Below are 17,103 nucleotides of genomic sequence, written 5' to 3' on the forward strand. Positions count from 1 at the left end.
GCATACGTATAACCTCGGCACCGGCAACGGCAACAGCGTGCTGGAAATGGTGCATGCCTTCGAAAAGGCCTGCGGCAAGCCGATTCCGTATCAAATCGTGGACCGTCGCCCCGGCGACATTGCGAAGTGCTACGCCGACCCGACCCGCGCACGCGAGGAACTCGGTTGGACGGCAACGCGTGACATCGCACAAATGTGCGCCGACTCCTGGCGCTACCAGATTACCCAAAAATAAGCATGCGGTGAATCGCGGACCGCGATCCTTCCTTACGCTCTGGATCAGTTCGCGCCGACCAGGCTCGTCACCCGGATGGTCTTGGTTTCCGGAATCTCGGAATGCGACAGCACCTTCAACTGCGGCAGCGCCCGGCGCAGGAAACGCGACAGCAGGGTACGCAGCGGTCCCGGCACCAGCAGCACCGGCGTCAGCCCCATTGCCTCCTGCTGCTGGGTGGCGTTGGCGGCCTGCTGGACGATGGTGTCGGCCAGGCCCGGCTCGATGCCGGTGCCGTCGCCACCGGCGTTCAGGGCTTGCACCAGCAGGCGCTCGAGGCGGTTGTCCAGGGTCATCACCGACAGCTCGTTGGTGCCCGGGAACAGCTGCTGGACGATGGCGCGGCCCAGCGCGATGCGCACCAGCGCCGTCAGGTCGTTCGGATCCTGGGTACTGCCGCCATGCTCGGACAGGGTCTCGATGATGGTGCGCATGTCGCGGATGTGCACGCCTTCCTGCAGCAGGTTCTGCAGCACTTTCTGCAGGGTCGACAAGGACACGACCTTCGGCACCAGGTCCTCGACCAGCTTCGGCGCATCTTTTGCCAAATGGTCAAGAAGTGCCTGCACCTCGGTGCGGCCCAGCAGCTCCGAGGCGTGGGTCGTGATCAGGTGGTTCAGGTGGGTGGCGATCACGGTGCCGGCGTCGACCACCGTATAACCCATGTTCTGCGCCTCGTCCTTGAGGCCGGCGTCGATCCAGATTGCCGGCAGGCCGAAGGCCGGATCGGTGGTGACCGTGCCGGGCAGCGTACCGCTCGCCATACCCGGGTTGATCGCCAGGAACTGGCCGTTCATGGCTTCGCCGCTGCCCATTTCCACGCCCTTCAGGGTGATGCGGTAACTTGATGGCTTCAGTTCCAGGTTGTCGCGGATGTGCACCGGCGGCGCCAGGAAACCGACTTCCTGGGCGAACTTCTTGCGAATGCCCTTGATGCGCTTGAGCAGGTCGCCGTTCTGGCCCTTGTCGACCAGCGGAATCAGGCGGTAGCCCACTTCCAGGCCCAGGGTATCGACCGGCATGACGTCCTGCCAGGTGGCCTCTTCCTGCTCGGCCGGCGCAGCCGCCGCGGCACCGGCAGCGCCGCCCGCCCCGCCGGCGGCCTGCCCTGCGGTGCCCGCCGCGCGCGACCCGCTTCCGCCCGGCGCGTTCTTGAGGCGCCGCTCCACCAGCCAGCCGGCGCCGATCAGGACGCTGCCCAGCAGCAGGAACACGAGATTCGGCATGCCCGGGATCAGGCCCATGCCGCCGATGATGCCGCCGGTGATGTACATGACCATGGGACGGCCGAACAGCTGGCCGATGAGCTGCTCGCCGACGTCCTTGTCGCTGGCCACGCGCGACACCACCATACCGGCGGCGATCGAGATGACCAGCGAAGGGATCTGCGCCACCAGGCCGTCGCCAATGGCCAGCAAGGTGTAGTTCTTGATCGCGTCGGCGAAGCCCATGTCGTGCTGGAGCATGCCGACGATCAGGCCACCGACCACGTTGATCAGGGTCACCAGGATGCCGGCCACGGCGTCGCCGTGCACGTACTTCGAGGCACCGTCCATCGAGCCATAGAATTCGGCTTCCATCGCCACGTCCGCGCGGCGCTGCTTGGCTTCCGCCTCGCCGATCAGGCCGGCGTTCAGGTCGGCGTCGATCGCCATCTGCTTGCCCGGCATCGCATCCAGGGCGAAGCGCGCGCCCACCTCGGCGATACGGCCGGCACCCTTGGTGACGACCATGAAATTGATGATGGTGAGGATGATGAACACCACCAGGCCGACGGTGTAGTTGCCGCCGATGAGGAAGTGGCCGAAGGCTTCGATCACCTTGCCGGCCGCCGCGCCGCCGGTATGGCCTTCGGTCAGCACCACGCGGGTCGAGGCCACGTTCAGCGCCAGGCGCAGCAGGGTGGTGACCAGCAGCACCGCCGGGAAGGCTATGAAGTCGAGCGGCTTGACCGTGTACAGGGCGGTCAGCAGCACGATGACGGACATCGCGATGTTAAAGCTGAAGAACAGGTCGAGTGCGAATGCCGGCAACGGCAGGATCATCATCGACAGCAACAGGATGATGAGAATCGGCGCCGCCAGGGCGTTGCCGCGTCCCGCGATGCCCTGGAGCCAGGCCGGTAGTCTGAAACCGTTCATTGCGATACTTCCTTACTCTTAATGTTTTTGCTGCGACGCCGGATTGAACGGGTCCATCTCCGGCGGCACCGGCAGCTTGCCGGGGCGGTCCGGATACTGGTCGCTGCTGCCCTTGGTGTAGGCGCGCAGCTGGTACACATAGGCCAGCACTTCGGCCACGGCCGAGTACAGGGCTTCCGGGATCTCGTCGTCGATGTCGGTGTGCTTGTACAGCGCACGGGCCAGGGCTGGGGCTTCCAGCAGCGCGACCTTGTTTTCCTTCGCGATCTCGCGGATCCTGGCCGCGACTTCGTCGGTACCCTTGGCCACCACGCGCGGCGCACCCTTCTGGCCGTCGGCATACTTCAGCGCCACCGCGAAGTGGGTCGGGTTGGTCACGACCACGTCGGCGGTCGGGACGTTGCTCATCATGCGCTTGCGCGCCATCTCACGCTGCAGCTGGCGGATCTTGCCCTTGATCTGGGGATTGCCGTCCGATTCCTTGGACTCCTGTATCACTTCCTGGCGGGTCATCTTCAGCTTGTTGGCGTAGTGCCATTTCTGGTACGGACCGTCCAGCACGGCGATCGCCCCCAGCGAGCCCACCATGATCATGAAGGCCTTGACCAGCAGGCTCGTGAGGTGACCGGTGGCGGTGCCCAGCGGCTCGAGCGCCAGGCCGATCACGGCATCCTTCTCGCTCATCAGCACATACCAGCCTACCGCGCCGACCAGCAGGGCCTTGGCGACGGCTTTCAGCAGCTCGATCAGGGAGTTGGTCGAGACCATGTTGCCCAAGCCGTTCAGAGGATTCATCTTGCCGAAGTTCGGCATGAATGACTTGGAGGTGAAGTTCCAGCCGCCGATCAGCAACGGCGACACCACGCCGACCAGCATGATGGCGATCGCCAGCGGCAGGCAGGCCAGGATCACGCCGCCGATGTCGGCGGTGATGCGTTCGATCAGGAGGTTCGGGTTGGTGATCTGGTCGCGGTTGAGCGACAGGCCGCGCTCCAGCGTGCTCGACAGCTTGTTGACGACGCCGCCGCCCAGCATCCACAGGCCGGCGCCGGCGGTCATCAGGACGGTAAAGGTGGAGACTTCGCGCGAACGGGGAATGTCGCCGTTCTTGCGTGCGTCACGCAAGCGTTTGGCTGACGCTGGTTCTGTCTTTTCTGCGTTGCTGCTCTCCGCCATTCCCGCTCCTGTTGCGCCGGCTGCGCTGCCGGCTTTGGTTCAGAATGGGATTATTCCAGATGTTGCCGTCAGGCTATAGAGCAAACAGGAGGGAAAAGAGCTGCCTTTTCCTTTTGCTGGCGCGGAAAGGCGTTAGAAAATGTGAGATTGTTTAAATATAATTCCTGTACACTGATGTGTTACGGGCAAGTGAAAGAATATTTACATTTCCCGTATGGGTCGTTGGATAGACTGGCCTGACACTTTTAATGATTTTAAGGAACAACATGAAAAAATTGATGATCGCCGGCGCCATCCTGAGCGCACTGTCGGCACAAGTGCTGGCACAAGACAACGCGGCTCCGGCTGCGAATTCGGGCAACAACGCTAACGCCCAGACCAGCACCGCTTCGACCGGCTCCACCGGCGCCGCGTCGTCGTCGGGCAGCTTCTTCGGCACCGGCACCATCGCCGGCATGTCGACCGGCACCGCCGTTGCCATCGGCGCCGCTATCGCTTTCGTTGCCGTCGCTGCGTCGGACAACGAGACCACCACCAGCCACGCGACCACGACGCACCACTGATCGCCCCAGTGATCAGCTTGCCGGACGCTTCCACGCGTCCGGTAGTTTCACCAACCGCCTATGCCACGGTTCGTGGAAAAATACTCACAGTTTTCTTCCTTGATTGCTGAACAGGCAGCTTTATAGTGAGTCAAGGCAACATTTCGTTGCTATAATCTCATAGCAACAAAGTATTGCTGCACCACTTATTTAATCAAGGACCCAACATGAAGAAAATCATCGCTGCTGGCGCAATCCTGAGCCTGCTGTCGGCACCTGTGCTGGCACAAGAATCCGCTGCTGCTTCGAACACCGGTAACGCTGCTGCCGCTGGCCAGACCGCTGGCACCGCCGGCACCGGTACCGCTGCTGGCGCAGCATCGTCGGGCGGCTTCCTGGGCGCCGGCACCATCGCCGGCCTGTCGACCGGCACCCTGGTCGCCGTCGGCGCCGCTGTGGCTGCCGTCGCTGTTGCCGCTTCGGACAATGGCTCGACCACCAACCACTCGACCACCACCCACCACTAATCGCCTGACGGGACGCGTAAGCGTTCCGGCGATGCTGGTTACAAAAATGGCTGCCCTTGGGCAGCCACTTTTCGTTCGTCCTTTGTTGTTAGCGCATTCAGGCGAACGTTTCGGCCTCGCCGAACAGCTTGCCAGCCGCATCCTTTGCGGCGAGTTGCGGAGCAAAGTCGATAGGCCAGGCTACAGCCACGGTCGGGTCGTTCCACAGCAGACTACGCTCGTGCTCGGGATACCAATAATCCGTGGTCTTGTAGAGGAATTCAGCCGAGTCGCTCAAGACAACGAAACCATGTGCAAAGCCCGGGGGTACCCAGAACTGCTTATGGTTTTCCGCACTAAGGACTTCGCCAACCCAGCGGCCAAACGTTGGAGAAGACTTGCGCAGATCGACCGCGACATCGAATACTGTGCCTTGCACTACACGCACCAGTTTGCCTTGAGCATGCTGGATCTGGTAATGCAGGCCGCGTAGCACGCCCTTTGCTGACTTACTATGGTTGTCCTGCACGAAGTCGACGTTCAGGCCGACGACCTCGCGGAAATCGCGTGCGTTAAAACTTTCGAAAAAGAAGCCGCGCGCATCACCGAAGACTTTTGGCTCCAGCACGAGAACATCGGGAATTGCGGTAGGGGTAACGGTATATGGCATGCAAAACTTACTTCAACAGATTCAACAGGTAATGGCCGTAGCCGTTCTTAGATAAGGGAGATGCCAGTTTTTCCAGTTCGACCGCATCAATCCAGCCTTGGCGGTACGAAATTTCTTCTGGGCACGCAACCTGCAAACCTTGACGCTTCTGAAGCGTCGAGATGAAGCTGGCTGCTTCCAACAGGCTATCATGGGTACCCGTGTCCAGCCAGGCGAAGCCGCGGCCCATGATCTCGACATTCAGTGTTCCACGGTTGAGGTAGCACTGGTTCACGTCGGTGATCTCCAGTTCACCACGTGCGGAAGGCTTGATATCGGCAGCGATACTGCAGACATTGTTATCGTAAAAATACAGCCCGGTCACCGCATAATTCGACTTCGGGAGCTTCGGCTTTTCTTCGATACTGATGGCACGCTGGTCGGCGTCAAACTCGACTACACCATAACGCTCCGGGTCGTGAACGTGGTAAGCAAACACCGTGGCACCATCGGTTCGGTCGTTGGCGCTATGAAGCTGCTTTACCAAGTCGTGACCGTAAAAGATGTTATCGCCTAACACCAAGGCGCTTGGGTCGTTGCCGATAAAATCGCGTCCGATAATGAAGGCTTGGGCGAGACCATCCGGCGAAGGTTGCACCGCATACTGGATATTCATGCCCCACTGGCTGCCGTCACCCAGCAATGCCGCAAAGCGTGGGGTATCGTGCGGCGTGCTGATGATCAGGACATCGCGGATACCGCTCAACATCAGAGTGCTGAGCGGGTAGTAAATCATCGGCTTGTCATACACCGGCATCAGTTGCTTGCTGACGGCTTGAGTGACGGGATACAGCCGCGTGCCGGAGCCCCCGGCGAGGATAATACCCTTGCGTTTGGAATCGGACATGATTGTCTCTTTAAAAAATTTGATTCAGCACATGACGCACGCCATCCTGCCAAGGCGGGAGCCAGAAACCGAAGGTCTCGCGGAAGCGGCTAGTGTCGAGCTTCGAATTTGCCGGTCGTTTGGCAGGGGTTGGGTACTGGGCAGTCGTAAGGGGCATCACCGTGTCCAATCCGGTCTTGAACACTTTACCCGAAGCTAGTGCTTCACCGATTACGAAGCGAGCGTAGTCGTACCAACTCGTTTCTCCGGTTGCGCTGACGTGATAAGTGCCATACGGGAACGCTTCCGCTCCCTCGCGCTGGTACTGCCGGATCAACTGCGCGGTCAAGTCGGCCAAAAGGGCCGCTGAAGTCGGCGCCCCAAACTGGTCCGCCACCACGCTCAACTGGTCACGCTCTGCAGCCAAGCGTAACATGGTCTTCGCGAAATTCCCGCCGTGCGCTCCCACCACCCAGCTGGTTCGAAGGATCAGGTGACGCGGATTCACTTCGGCCAGGGCACATTCGCCAGCAAGCTTGGTGTTTCCGTAAACGCTTTGTGGATCCGGTCGATCAGTCTCCGTGTAGGCCCCCTCTTTGCTGCCATTGAAAACGTAGTCGGTCGAATAGTGCACGACCAATGCGCCGAGTCGCGCGGCTTCCTCACCCAACACGGCCGGCGCCCCCGCATTCACGGCAGACGCGGTGGCCTGGTCGGTCTCGGCCTTATCTACGGCCGTGTAGGCGGCAGGGTTGACGATCACGTCTGGCGCAACACGGCGCACCAACTCGCGGATGGCGTCGGCGTTCGCCAGGTCGCATTCGGCCTGACCGACGGCGACAATTTCTCCAAGTGGCGCCAGAGCGCGCTGCAGCTCAAAGCCGACCTGACCGTTCTTTCCCGTTACAAGGATCTTCAATTCAAGCTCCGTAATGCTTGCCGACCCACTCGCGATAGGCCCCGCTGGTCACGTTCCTTGCCCATTCCTGATTGTCCAGATACCAACGTACGGTTTTCCGGATTCCGGTTTCGAAGGTTTCGGCCGGCGTCCATCCCAACTCGCGCTCGAGCTTGGTAGCGTCGATCGCGTAACGGCGGTCGTGTCCGGGGCGATCAGTCACGAAAGTGATCTGCGTCTTGTACGACTGGCCGTCTGCACGCGGACTGAGGTCGTCGAGGATGTCGCACAAAGTGTGAACGACATCGAGATTGGCCTTTTCGTTCCAGCCACCGACGTTGTAAACCTCACCCACCTTGCCCGCATCGAGAACGCGACGGATGGCGGAACAATGATCCTTCACGTAGAGCCAGTCGCGGATCTGTTGGCCATCGCCGTAGATCGGCAGAGGCTTGCCACTCAATGCATTCTGAATACACAGTGGAATGAGCTTTTCCGGGAAGTGATACGGGCCGTAATTGTTCGAACAGTTCGTGGTCAGCACCGGCAAACCGTAGGTGTGATGATAGGCGCGCACCAGGTGGTCGCTGGCCGCCTTGCTCGCTGAATAAGGGCTGTTCGGTTCGTATCTGTTGGTCTCGCTGAACGCCGGATCGTCCTTGCCCAACGAGCCATATACTTCATCGGTCGACACGTGTAGGAAACGGAATGCCGTTTTTTCCTGCTCCGGCAGTCCGCTCCAATACTCGCGCACTGCCTCGAGCAAGTGGAAGGTACCGACGATATTCGTCTGGATGAAGTCTTCCGGCCCGTGGATGCTGCGGTCGACGTGACTTTCGGCGGCGAAGTTCACCACGGCACGCGGTCGATGCTCCTTCAGCAGCTGCCGGACCAAGTTGACGTCGCCGATATCGCCCTTGACGAAGACATGCTTCGAGTTACCGCTCAGGCTAGCCAGATTTTCCATATTGCCGGCGTAAGTCAACTTGTCGACGTTGACGAGAGCTTCATCGGAAGACTCAAACCAGTCGAGGACAAAATTACTTCCAATAAAGCCGGCGCCACCGGTCGTTAAAATCATGTTTGTACACTCCAAGTAGCTAGGATGAGACGCTTTAGGGGCAACGCAAACCCACTCGGTCTACGGTCGAGCGCCAACGTTTGCGCAAATTCAGCAATTGTAAATAAAACTGAAATTTTCAGACGAAAAATCTTTAAATCGAATGCGATACCCCTTGATTGTGGGGAATTCGCATCTTTAAATTGTTAATAGCTGCCGCTCCAGGCCACGCTGACCGACTTCGGCCCCGGAGCGACGGCAAAGCTCGAGCGCGTATCGCTGCGCTGCGACTGCCACAGCCAGCTGCCCATCGCATAGCCGAGCACACCGCCGGCAACCACGTCCGACACCCAGTGCTCGCGTCCCGCGGCACGGCCCAGCGAACTGGCAGCGGCAAGGCCGTACAGCCACGGCGCATCGTACTCCTGTGCGAACGGCGTCACCGCTGCGAATGCAACCGTGCTGTGGTTCGAAGGGAAGGACGCATTCGAGCGGTCCGAGGCTTTGCTCCACTGTCCCAGTCCTTCGTTGGGACGCGCACGGCCGACGATGCGCTTGGTGGCCATCGACACCGCCGCGGCGCCGGCGATCGACTCGAGCGAGATGATGCCCATGTTCTGGGCGCGCGCATCGCCGAACGCCACCGCGCCGGCGGCGGCGCCAGCCAGCAGCACCGGCATGCCCTTGCCTACGTTATCCCAAGCGCGCGCGACGCTGGAGCCGGCGTGCTTTTCCATGAAGCGGTCGACCGGCTTGTCGAGCAGGGCGCCACCCAGGATCGCACCGCCGCCGAGCACCGTGCCCTTCGCCCATTGCGGCAGGGTCGGCGTATTCGAGAACGACTGCTCCAGGCGATAGCGGAACAGCGTCCACATGTTCGGCATCGACCGCACCGGCGGATTCACGGCCGCCAGGTTCTGCTCGTCGCGGCGCTCGGCAAAGTTGCCCAGGCCATCGTAGGTCGTCAGGTCGCGGCGCGGCTGTTCGAACAGGTCGTACAGGTCGCCGGGGCTGGCGACCATCTGGCCGACGTCGCGGGTCCAGGGCGACAGGCCGATGCCAGCCGTCGCTTGCGAATCCATCGGCAACATGATGTTCAGCGGCACCGACAGGAATACACCCTTGTCGTTGTAGGGATTGGCTGGAGTACCCGGATTGGTGATGTCCTTGCCGTTGGTCTTGGTGTACCAAGCGCCGATCTCGACACCCGACTGGAAGCGACGCTTGAACTCGATGCGTATGCCTTCGTCGCGGGCCAGGAAGCGCCCTGCCCTTGCGGTTGCCGTGATGTCGTATGGGAGCTTGTAGTGCAGCGCTCCTAGCGCAGTGACGGTCTTGTAGTCGCGCTTGTCGAACCAGCCCTTGTAGCCGCGCTGCTGCAGCGCGTCGACGGTAACGTCGGCGGCCCAGCGGCTGTCCTTCGGCAGGTAAAGCACCTGGCCGCCCACGCCGCGGTACATCTCTTCATAGAAACCGGCCGAGGCGCGCGCATACAGGCGCTCGTCGAGCGTGAGATACTGGTTGAGCAGCAGACGATTGAGCTTGAGGCGGCTGCCGCGCTTGTACTCGGCAATGTCGGTACGCACGTGTGGCAGCAGGCTGTTGGACTTCTGGGTCACGCCCGAGACGTTCTCGAACAGGTCGAGCTTGAACGCGCTGTTCAGGTAAGTGCCCTGGCCCAAGCGCTTGTCGTAGTTGGCGGCGGCAGCCACCTCGTAGCGCAGCGCGCCGCTCGGATCGTTGAAGAAGAAGGCGATCTTCGGCACCGTCTTGAAGCGATTCGCTTCACGGTCTTCGGACACGACCTGGACGATGTTGCCGTCCTGGCCCACCTGCACCGCCAGGCCGTACTTCTCCTCGCGCACCGCGGCAAGCAGGCCTTCGTGGTCGTCAATACGGTCCGCCGGCGTCGAATAGCGCACCAGCACGGTCTGCAGGAAGGCCTCGCGGTCTACCAGGCCGGTCAGGTAGTCCGTGAGGCGCTGCGTGTCCTGAAACTCGTAGGTGGCGATCGGCTGTTCGAGCTTGGTGTACGTGACATGGATCGCGCGCGTGCCTTCCGGCGCGAACGCGAGCGCGGTGCGCACGGCCCGGCCGATGGCGCGTCCCATATTCGAGATGCGATTGTTGGTCAGTGTGAGCTTGAGGACGTTGCTGTCGAGTTCGACGCGCACGTTCTTGAAGTCCTGCTTGACAAGAGCTGATATCAACGGGCCGCCATTACCCGGATCTTGTTGCCACTCGACCGTCGAATGACGTGGGGGCACGTCCTTCAACTGCAACGGAGCCGGTTCATATAACTTGGGGATGAATTCCCGTTCATAAAACGGAATGCTGATGTACGCGTTGGCACTAAAGTGGTTGCGCTGCCGGGCAAGCTGAGCCCCTAACCATCCCCAACGATACTCTACGCCGACTGCCGCCCCGCCCTTTCGCCGTGCCGCCCCAGTTTCCTGCGCCTTATAGTCCTCCTGATAGTTATTAGCATCGTATTCGGCAACGAGCGCCCAGCGTGGGGCTGACAGGGGGGCCCAACGTACACCCGCAAATAATCCTTTGGGCCGCTTGTTGCCGTAGCCAACACTAGCCTCTAGGTTACCCACCGGCCCGAAGGTCTTTGAGGCCACAATGTATTGACCTTTGAAGAGCTCGGTGCCAAGCAGGTCGGTAGCCCCGACCGATATCGCAGGGATAAGCGCAGTTTCGTCGCGTAGCCGCAGTTTGAAATCGGCAACTTTATCCTTGTAACGCCCGTAACCTCGGCCGTATCCCGTATCCGTCGAGCCAAATGCCGGAACGCCGGTGATCGAAACGTATCGCCCCGTGAACTGAAGGAATGGAAGTAGCGAAACCGCGGCCCAGGTGCTGCCGTACGGACTGTCGTAACTATAGCCAGTTGTGATAGTACCATCATGCTCGATCCATGCACTGGGCATATTGATGTAGCCAGACTGCCCTTGGGTAGAGGGGGAAGCAGCGAAAGCTTGCGCTGCGCTCAGCACGAGACAGCTGCACCAGGTATTTCGAGCGTATCTTTTTGTTACTTTTAGCACTTACAGGAATCCGGCAGAAAATTCGGATGCAACGTTGATGCCAAGGGAAAGTGACATCGTGCAGTCGATAGAGGGACAGCGAGTTTATCATTGGCAACACTTAAGACCAAGCACTTTAGTTTTCAGTGTGGGCTCCGTGTCACGGCAAGAAAATCGAACCACGAGTTGAAACGAAAGATTCCTTCGGCATTAATTCTCACGAATTATCAAACACCCATTTAGATATCGAATTGTCCATAGATCTTGCTTCCAATGCTGCCCCCCCCACTGCACTGTGGTATTTTCACTCGAGAAACGAAAATGCAATTGCTTAAGTTGCTCTGCGTTCATACAATACTATCTTGCGTATTTTTGCGAGGTGCCCACGCATCCATCCCCCATGTCCGGCGCGCCAGTCAACACGTCGTAATGAGGAGGTTGGCAAAGTACCGTCACACGTTTCTTCTTGACATTTTTATACCCACTCAACCTTGCGTTTCGAAAAACAGTTCGGCGCATTTTCAAGCCATTCCAAATGAAACCGATAGATTCGATATTTCTTCCTAAAACCAAGTGGTATTGCGATCGCCGGTTTGAAAAGCCTTTGTTGATTTGCGCAGATATCGTTTCCATTGCCCTTGCTTTTGTAATTGCAACATTAAGCGCGGCACCTTTTCATGGAAATCCTGTTTTTTCAGATGCGGCTTGGTCATCCACGCTGAACTCAGCAAGCATTCAAATTCATACTCTGCTAACGCTTTTAGCAGTTTCAGTGCTGTGGGGAAATGGTCATTACTCCAAGCGCAAGCCTGTCGCTAACGAGATTAAAGATCTCCTGAAAGTGACGCTGGCAGTAGCGGCCCTCAATGTAGTTATGTTGTTTTTGGCCAAGCTGCAATTTTCTCGTGCAATCGTCTTGATCAACTGGGCTGTTGTTCCGGTCGCAATCGTTGCCGTGCGTTGGATAACGAAGCGATTTCTGATGGCGGTTGGAGGGTGGGTTCGCCCAATGGTCATTATCGGCTGGGGAGAGAACGCCGTCGAAACAGCACTGGCCTTTAAGGATGAGCCACTGATGGGCTTAAAACTGGCTGCGTTTTTAGTTCCCCCCGGCAAAGAAAAGCCCCTCCATAGCTTGAAGGACAGGCACGGTAACTTAATCCCTTGTATCTCACTTGGCACCGATGCTGTGCAAACGCTTAAGCATCTTGGCAGCCCTCATGTCGTGCTTGCAATGGAGCAGGGTGGCATCGAAAGTTATCAGGATATGATTCAGCAGATCAGCAGGCATATCAGCGATGTCCAATTGGTTCCTGCACTGCGGGGCTTGCCGTTGTACGGGATGGAAGCCAACCACTTCTTCGCCCATGAAGTGTTGATTCTTACAGTGCGCAACAATCTCGCGCGTCGTCTGCCGCGCCTGATTAAGCGTTGTTTCGACCTAAGCGTATCGCTTGCCGTGCTGTTGCTGGGGTCCCCGATCTTTTTGTTTATCGCATTTAAGGTGAGTCAATCGGGTCGGCCAATCTTCTTCGGTCACACTCGTGTCGGTCAGCACAACCGCCCGTTCAAGTGCTATAAGTTCCGCACGATGGCGCCGAACGCAGACAAACTGCTCTCCGACTTGCTGGCAAACAGTGCCGAAGCACGCGCAGAATGGGAACGTGACTTCAAGCTCAAGAACGATCCCCGGATCACGCCTATCGGTCATTTCTTACGTAAAACGAGCTTGGACGAAATTCCGCAGCTCTGGAATGTACTGAAGGGCGATATGAGCTTGGTAGGTCCACGTCCGGTCGTCACCGCTGAGCTCGAACGCTATGGCAATCAAGTGGACTATTATCTGGAAGCGAAACCAGGTGTAACAGGCCTGTGGCAGATCAGCGGACGTAACGACGTTAGCTATGACACGCGCGTCTACCTGGATGCTTGGTACGTAAAGAACTGGTCTCTCTTTAATGACATTGTCATTCTGCTCCGCACCGTCAAGGTTATATTCCGCAAGGAAGGCGCCTACTAAGAGGGTGTAGACAAAATCAATAACGTAGCTGTGGCATGCTGTCTCAATCTGGAGGGAACATGCCATGGCGACGAGAGATCCACTCGACGGCACGGAGCCGTCAATCAACTCCGGCGGCAGGCCGCCGGCGTTGAAACCGGAGCATATCGTGGTTTACACGATATCGTGAAGGAGCGAGCCCAAGCCAGCTTGCAGGAGATCGCCGACGAGTTACACCACCGATGCGGGTTACGCGTCTGCGATGCGACGATTCGTCGTGCACTGCGTGCGCAAGGCATCGTACGGCTCAAGCCGGTACGCAGGGCGTGCACGGAGCGAGCCGAGGGCGCCAAACGGTATGACTACAAGGCAGCTCACCGACGCGAGGACATATCGCCGTACAGTACCAACCTGACAGACGCCGAATGGGAACTGGTCGCTGATTTGTTCGAGCGACTACCGGGACAGCGAGGCACGCCTGTGCATTACAGGCGCCGCGATCTCGTAAATGCGTGCTCGTATGTGCTGCGCACGGACTGCGCCTGGCGACTGTTACCCGAGACGTTTCCACCTTGGCAGGCGGTCTACAAGGCATTTGCGCGCTGGGTTGGAGCCGGCGTATTCGAGCAGATGCAGGGCCGGCTGCGTGAACAATGGCGTGCACGAATGGGAGGCGCGAGTACGCCAACCGCAGCGGTGATCGATGCGCAGTCCACTCGCGCCTCGCCGCAGAGTGGCGAAAGCGGATTCGATGCAGGCAAGAAGGTCAAGGGACGAAAGCGCAATCTCGTCGTTGATACCATGGGACTACTCATCGCAGTCACGGTCACCGCCGCGAGCGTGCAGGACCGGGATGCTGCCACAGCCGTGGTTACGCAAGCATGCGCCACGAGCCCTCGACTGGAAAAGCTTTATACCGACGGTGCATACGGCGGGAAGTGCGCCCATGATATCGAGCAGGCGCATCATATTCGTGTCGAAGTCGCTCGTCGTCCAGGTAACAGCACGATCGGAACGCTGCATGATCCCAAGACGGCATCTGAGCCAACTGCTGTTATCAACTCAGGATTCACGATGCTGCCCAAACACTAGGTCGTTGAACGAACCCACGCTTGGACCGAACGCTGGCGCCGCACAGTGATGCATCACGACCGCAAACTCGCTGTCTCGGCGGCTTGGGCTTGGCTGGCTGAGGCGCGTATGCTACTCAGCAGGCTCGCTTACCGGAGTTGATTTCGTCCACACCTTGTAAGCGCAGGGAAAGAAACTAAGCAAAAGAGCGTTACCTGACAACAGGCGCGCTCTTTTTGCTGCTCAGCTAGCACAGCAACTTGGACAGCTACTGCAAAGCTTCCCTGACCCGAAATAGCGGCTTGCCAAGCGACGCAATGTGTCGCCTGCGCAACTTTTTAAGTTTAGCAAGCGGTGCAGATAGGTTGCGAAGGGAGCAGTCCTTACCGCCATCTCAATCGCCAGCCGATTTGAGCGAAAATTTAAATCCATCCAGCAAGTGCAGAGAAACCCAGCACTGCACGGTCACTGAACTTTCGCCGGCCATTCCGCAGAACGAAACTCGCCGTTCGCACGCGGCGAAGCAGCTCAGGCTTAATCGCCAGTAATTTTGCGAACTCCTCTGCCGACTGGACAGCGCCAACCTCTTGGCAAATGGCCACCGCTTGGTTGACTTGGGTGCGATACCAACCGTTTTTGATCAGAGCGATACGCCGGCGCATTGCGGCTACACTGCCACGCGAGCCGATTTCATTTCCCAGATGCTGCCTATAACGCATCCAGTCCTGCTGGTCGAAGTACCAAGAGAAGCCCCAGGATCTGGCTAGTAGGTACATCAACCAATCGTGGTAGTGGAATTGCTCGCACAACTCGACCTTGTCAATACAAAACTCGCTTACTTTGCTGAACAAGTCGGCTCGCACGACGAACGTGCAACCTTGTCCTCCACCTTCGAACAAGAAATCCGCTGTCCGGGTAACCGCATTCTGCGGGAGCGACTTTTCTCGACCGTCCGGCCAGAATGAACGTACGGCACAGGAGTAGCCATGGGCTCCCGACTTACTCAGAGATTCGATTGCTCGTCCCACCTTTTCGGGATGCCAGACATCGTCCTGATCAGCAAGGGCAACGTAGTCGAAGCCATCGGTCTTGGCTATTCGATAAAGACGTCTGAAGTTGGCGCCAGCAGACCCGCTAGGCTTTTCCCAGAAGTGGACTGAAACCCTCGGATCACTTCCCCATTGCTCACTGATGAGATCTCGCGTGCCGTCGCGGGAGCCGTCATCACCGATCAGCAAGGATATACTCACCCCTTCTTGGAAGAGAATCGACTCGACTTGCTCTCGAAGCCACTCGGCGCCATTGTAGGACGCGAGTATTACGAGAACCTTTGGAAACGCCGACGAATTTAAAGACAAACTATTCTCGAACAAAACACTTTTCATTAAAGTTCCAGTGAACAATCCCGAACTTACTTACTGACAGTCGCGGAATGAGTGCGCCTAATAATGTCAATCGGAAGGCGCACTGCGGCTATTGCCAGCAAAACACCTATCGCAATGATCTTTGACGCAGTTACATCCAGCAGTAATTGAAGCTCCCCATTCAGGAATGCCGAGAGCGCGATGTTGTAAAATATGTAAAAAAGAATGAGCCCGATGATTGTATGCCCGGCTAGCGAAACGCGCAGACACAGCGACGTCAAAAGACCGTAAACGGAGCCACATAAAACGAGGATGAAAACCGACGTCCATCCAAAATAATAGAACAGGATACCGGGAAAGCCGTCGCCAAAGGTGACGCCGGCATCGGCATAGATCGCGAAGAGATCGGCCGGTGAAGCGGCGTTCATTAACAACTGAATACCCCGATAGTCCGACGCTTTGACACCGAATATCTCGTTTGCGACGAAGTCGAAGCCCCCCCCGTGGGTAACATGTTCGACGAAAGCCAGCTTATCGAAGTAAAAATTTAGCTGAGCCTGTTGCGATATCCTGTCGAGGAGGAGCTGACCGATGATATCCCAAACTCCACCGCCAACAATTCCCATGTATTGATTAACAACGAGGCCAAGAACCGCGACGACGCCCAGGATAGCAAGGATGAAATAACGGAAGACTTGAACACGCCTTATTTTTAATTTCCGATCATAAAACTGTGGAGCAACATAAAGAGAAATCGAGGTAAACAACAATGAGAACTTCTCTCCACCGAGAGCAAGCAGGACCAGCATCGTTACATAAACAAGATCCACCAGCAAAGTACCGCGGGAGAGTTCAGCTCTTTTTCTGCGCACGAGCCCCAAAAAGAACGACAGGAAGACCAATATGGTAATAATCTGGGAGTAGGCTTTCGGCGCCACGTTGGTCCGGTATTGAATCCTGTCAACGCCATTACTGATTGCCGTACCATACACTACATAAATCAATATAACCGCGGCGAGTAACGACAGCGTCAACGGCAGCACATCAGAAAGTTGCTTTCGATTTACCTTCCAATTCAGCTTCGGCATTTCGAAGAGGCGAAACACCCAACGAGCGAAGACTATAAAGACATACAAGAAGAAAGAAAGTCTCGCCGTGCCTCCAGTTACCGCTCCGCTCATGCGCAATTCGGGGGTGTATGCACCGAACTCGAAAAGAAGGAAGCTAGCCACAAACCAGAAATAATTGAACAGAACTGGCATGCAGCACGCCGCGAAAAATGGCTCGCGAAAAGTGAGGGAACCGATCCAGAAAGTGAAGACAGCTGCCGACAGACAGGAGATAGCAAGAGTCTCGCTTTTACCAAGAGCGAGCGACGACATCATGGCCAGCAGCGCTACGATGCCCGCAATAAATAGTTCTCGACCTAATGACGACATTTCAACCGTTGCCTAATTAAATACTGAAATACAGCTAAGTACTTGGCCAGAAATAAATGTGAATTT

At 57.7% G+C, this 17,103-nt stretch carries 13 protein-coding genes and 1 pseudogene; 5 read left to right on the plus strand and 9 right to left on the minus strand.

The window, feature by feature from the left end:
- A partial coding sequence (locus tag AC1DOQ_RS18520) for a GDP-mannose 4,6-dehydratase (RefSeq protein WP_477367432.1) occupies positions 1-235 on the plus strand: 235 nt, incomplete at its 5' end.
- A 44-nt stretch (positions 236-279) separates the two neighbouring features.
- Here the strand turns inward: AC1DOQ_RS18520 and flhA are convergent.
- Both flhA and flhB read right to left on the minus strand, forming a co-directional pair.
- The gene (flhA, locus tag AC1DOQ_RS18525; RefSeq protein WP_477367435.1) at positions 280-2,415 is read right to left on the minus strand and encodes a flagellar biosynthesis protein FlhA; all 2,136 of its coding nucleotides are present in this window, start codon (positions 2,413-2,415) and stop codon (positions 280-282) included.
- Between the two features lie 18 nt (positions 2,416-2,433).
- On the minus strand, positions 2,434-3,591 hold the full coding sequence (flhB, locus tag AC1DOQ_RS18530; protein ID WP_477367438.1) for a flagellar biosynthesis protein FlhB: 1,158 nt from the start codon (positions 3,589-3,591) through the stop codon (positions 2,434-2,436).
- 266 nt (positions 3,592-3,857) lie between these two features.
- Here flhB and AC1DOQ_RS18535 point away from each other — a divergent pair, with 266 nt between their 5' ends.
- Both AC1DOQ_RS18535 and AC1DOQ_RS18540 read left to right on the plus strand, forming a co-directional pair.
- Entirely contained in the window at positions 3,858-4,154 is a 297-nt protein-coding gene (locus tag AC1DOQ_RS18535) for a hypothetical protein (RefSeq protein WP_477367441.1), read from the plus strand.
- 206 nt (positions 4,155-4,360) lie between these two features.
- A complete protein-coding gene (locus AC1DOQ_RS18540; protein WP_477367444.1) occupies positions 4,361-4,660 on the plus strand; it encodes a hypothetical protein in 300 nt (99 codons plus the stop codon).
- A 97-nt stretch (positions 4,661-4,757) separates the two neighbouring features.
- On the opposite strand, the gene rfbC is transcribed toward AC1DOQ_RS18540, so the two are convergent.
- From rfbC to AC1DOQ_RS18565, 5 genes are all read right to left on the minus strand, one after another.
- A complete protein-coding gene (gene rfbC / locus AC1DOQ_RS18545; RefSeq protein ID WP_477367447.1) occupies positions 4,758-5,309 on the minus strand; it encodes a dTDP-4-dehydrorhamnose 3,5-epimerase in 552 nt (183 codons plus the stop codon).
- A gap of 7 nt (positions 5,310-5,316) precedes the next feature.
- Positions 5,317-6,195: a glucose-1-phosphate thymidylyltransferase RfbA gene (gene rfbA / locus AC1DOQ_RS18550; RefSeq protein WP_477367450.1), complete on the minus strand. Its 879-nt coding sequence runs from the start codon at positions 6,193-6,195 to the stop codon at positions 5,317-5,319.
- Between the two features lie 10 nt (positions 6,196-6,205).
- Positions 6,206-7,093 carry a dTDP-4-dehydrorhamnose reductase gene (gene rfbD / locus AC1DOQ_RS18555; RefSeq protein WP_477367453.1) on the minus strand — a complete coding sequence of 296 codons (888 nt, stop codon included), beginning with the start codon at positions 7,091-7,093 and terminating at the stop codon, positions 6,206-6,208.
- Between the two features lies 1 nt (position 7,094).
- Positions 7,095-8,153: a dTDP-glucose 4,6-dehydratase gene (rfbB, locus tag AC1DOQ_RS18560; protein WP_477367456.1), complete on the minus strand. Its 1,059-nt coding sequence runs from the start codon at positions 8,151-8,153 to the stop codon at positions 7,095-7,097.
- Positions 8,154-8,338: 185 nt separating this feature from the next.
- On the minus strand, positions 8,339-11,185 hold the full coding sequence (locus AC1DOQ_RS18565) for a YjbH domain-containing protein (RefSeq protein WP_477367458.1): 2,847 nt from the start codon (positions 11,183-11,185) through the stop codon (positions 8,339-8,341).
- 514 nt (positions 11,186-11,699) lie between these two features.
- On the opposite strand from AC1DOQ_RS18565, the gene wbaP reads away from it, so the two are divergent.
- Positions 11,700-13,184: an undecaprenyl-phosphate galactose phosphotransferase WbaP gene (gene wbaP, locus AC1DOQ_RS18570; protein WP_477367461.1), complete on the plus strand. Its 1,485-nt coding sequence runs from the start codon at positions 11,700-11,702 to the stop codon at positions 13,182-13,184.
- 153 nt (positions 13,185-13,337) lie between these two features.
- Positions 13,338-14,396, plus strand: a pseudogene (locus tag AC1DOQ_RS18575) (IS5 family transposase); the annotation flags it as partial.
- A gap of 260 nt (positions 14,397-14,656) precedes the next feature.
- Here AC1DOQ_RS18575 and AC1DOQ_RS18580 read toward each other — a convergent pair.
- Positions 14,657-15,619: a glycosyltransferase gene (locus tag AC1DOQ_RS18580; RefSeq protein ID WP_477367464.1), complete on the minus strand. Its 963-nt coding sequence runs from the start codon at positions 15,617-15,619 to the stop codon at positions 14,657-14,659.
- A 26-nt stretch (positions 15,620-15,645) separates the two neighbouring features.
- The gene (locus AC1DOQ_RS18585; protein ID WP_477367467.1) at positions 15,646-17,037 is read right to left on the minus strand and encodes a DUF6418 domain-containing protein; all 1,392 of its coding nucleotides are present in this window, start codon (positions 17,035-17,037) and stop codon (positions 15,646-15,648) included.
- Positions 17,038-17,103: the final 66 nt, after the last annotated feature.

The sequence above is a fragment of the Massilia sp. 01N417 genome, assembly GCF_056399645.1.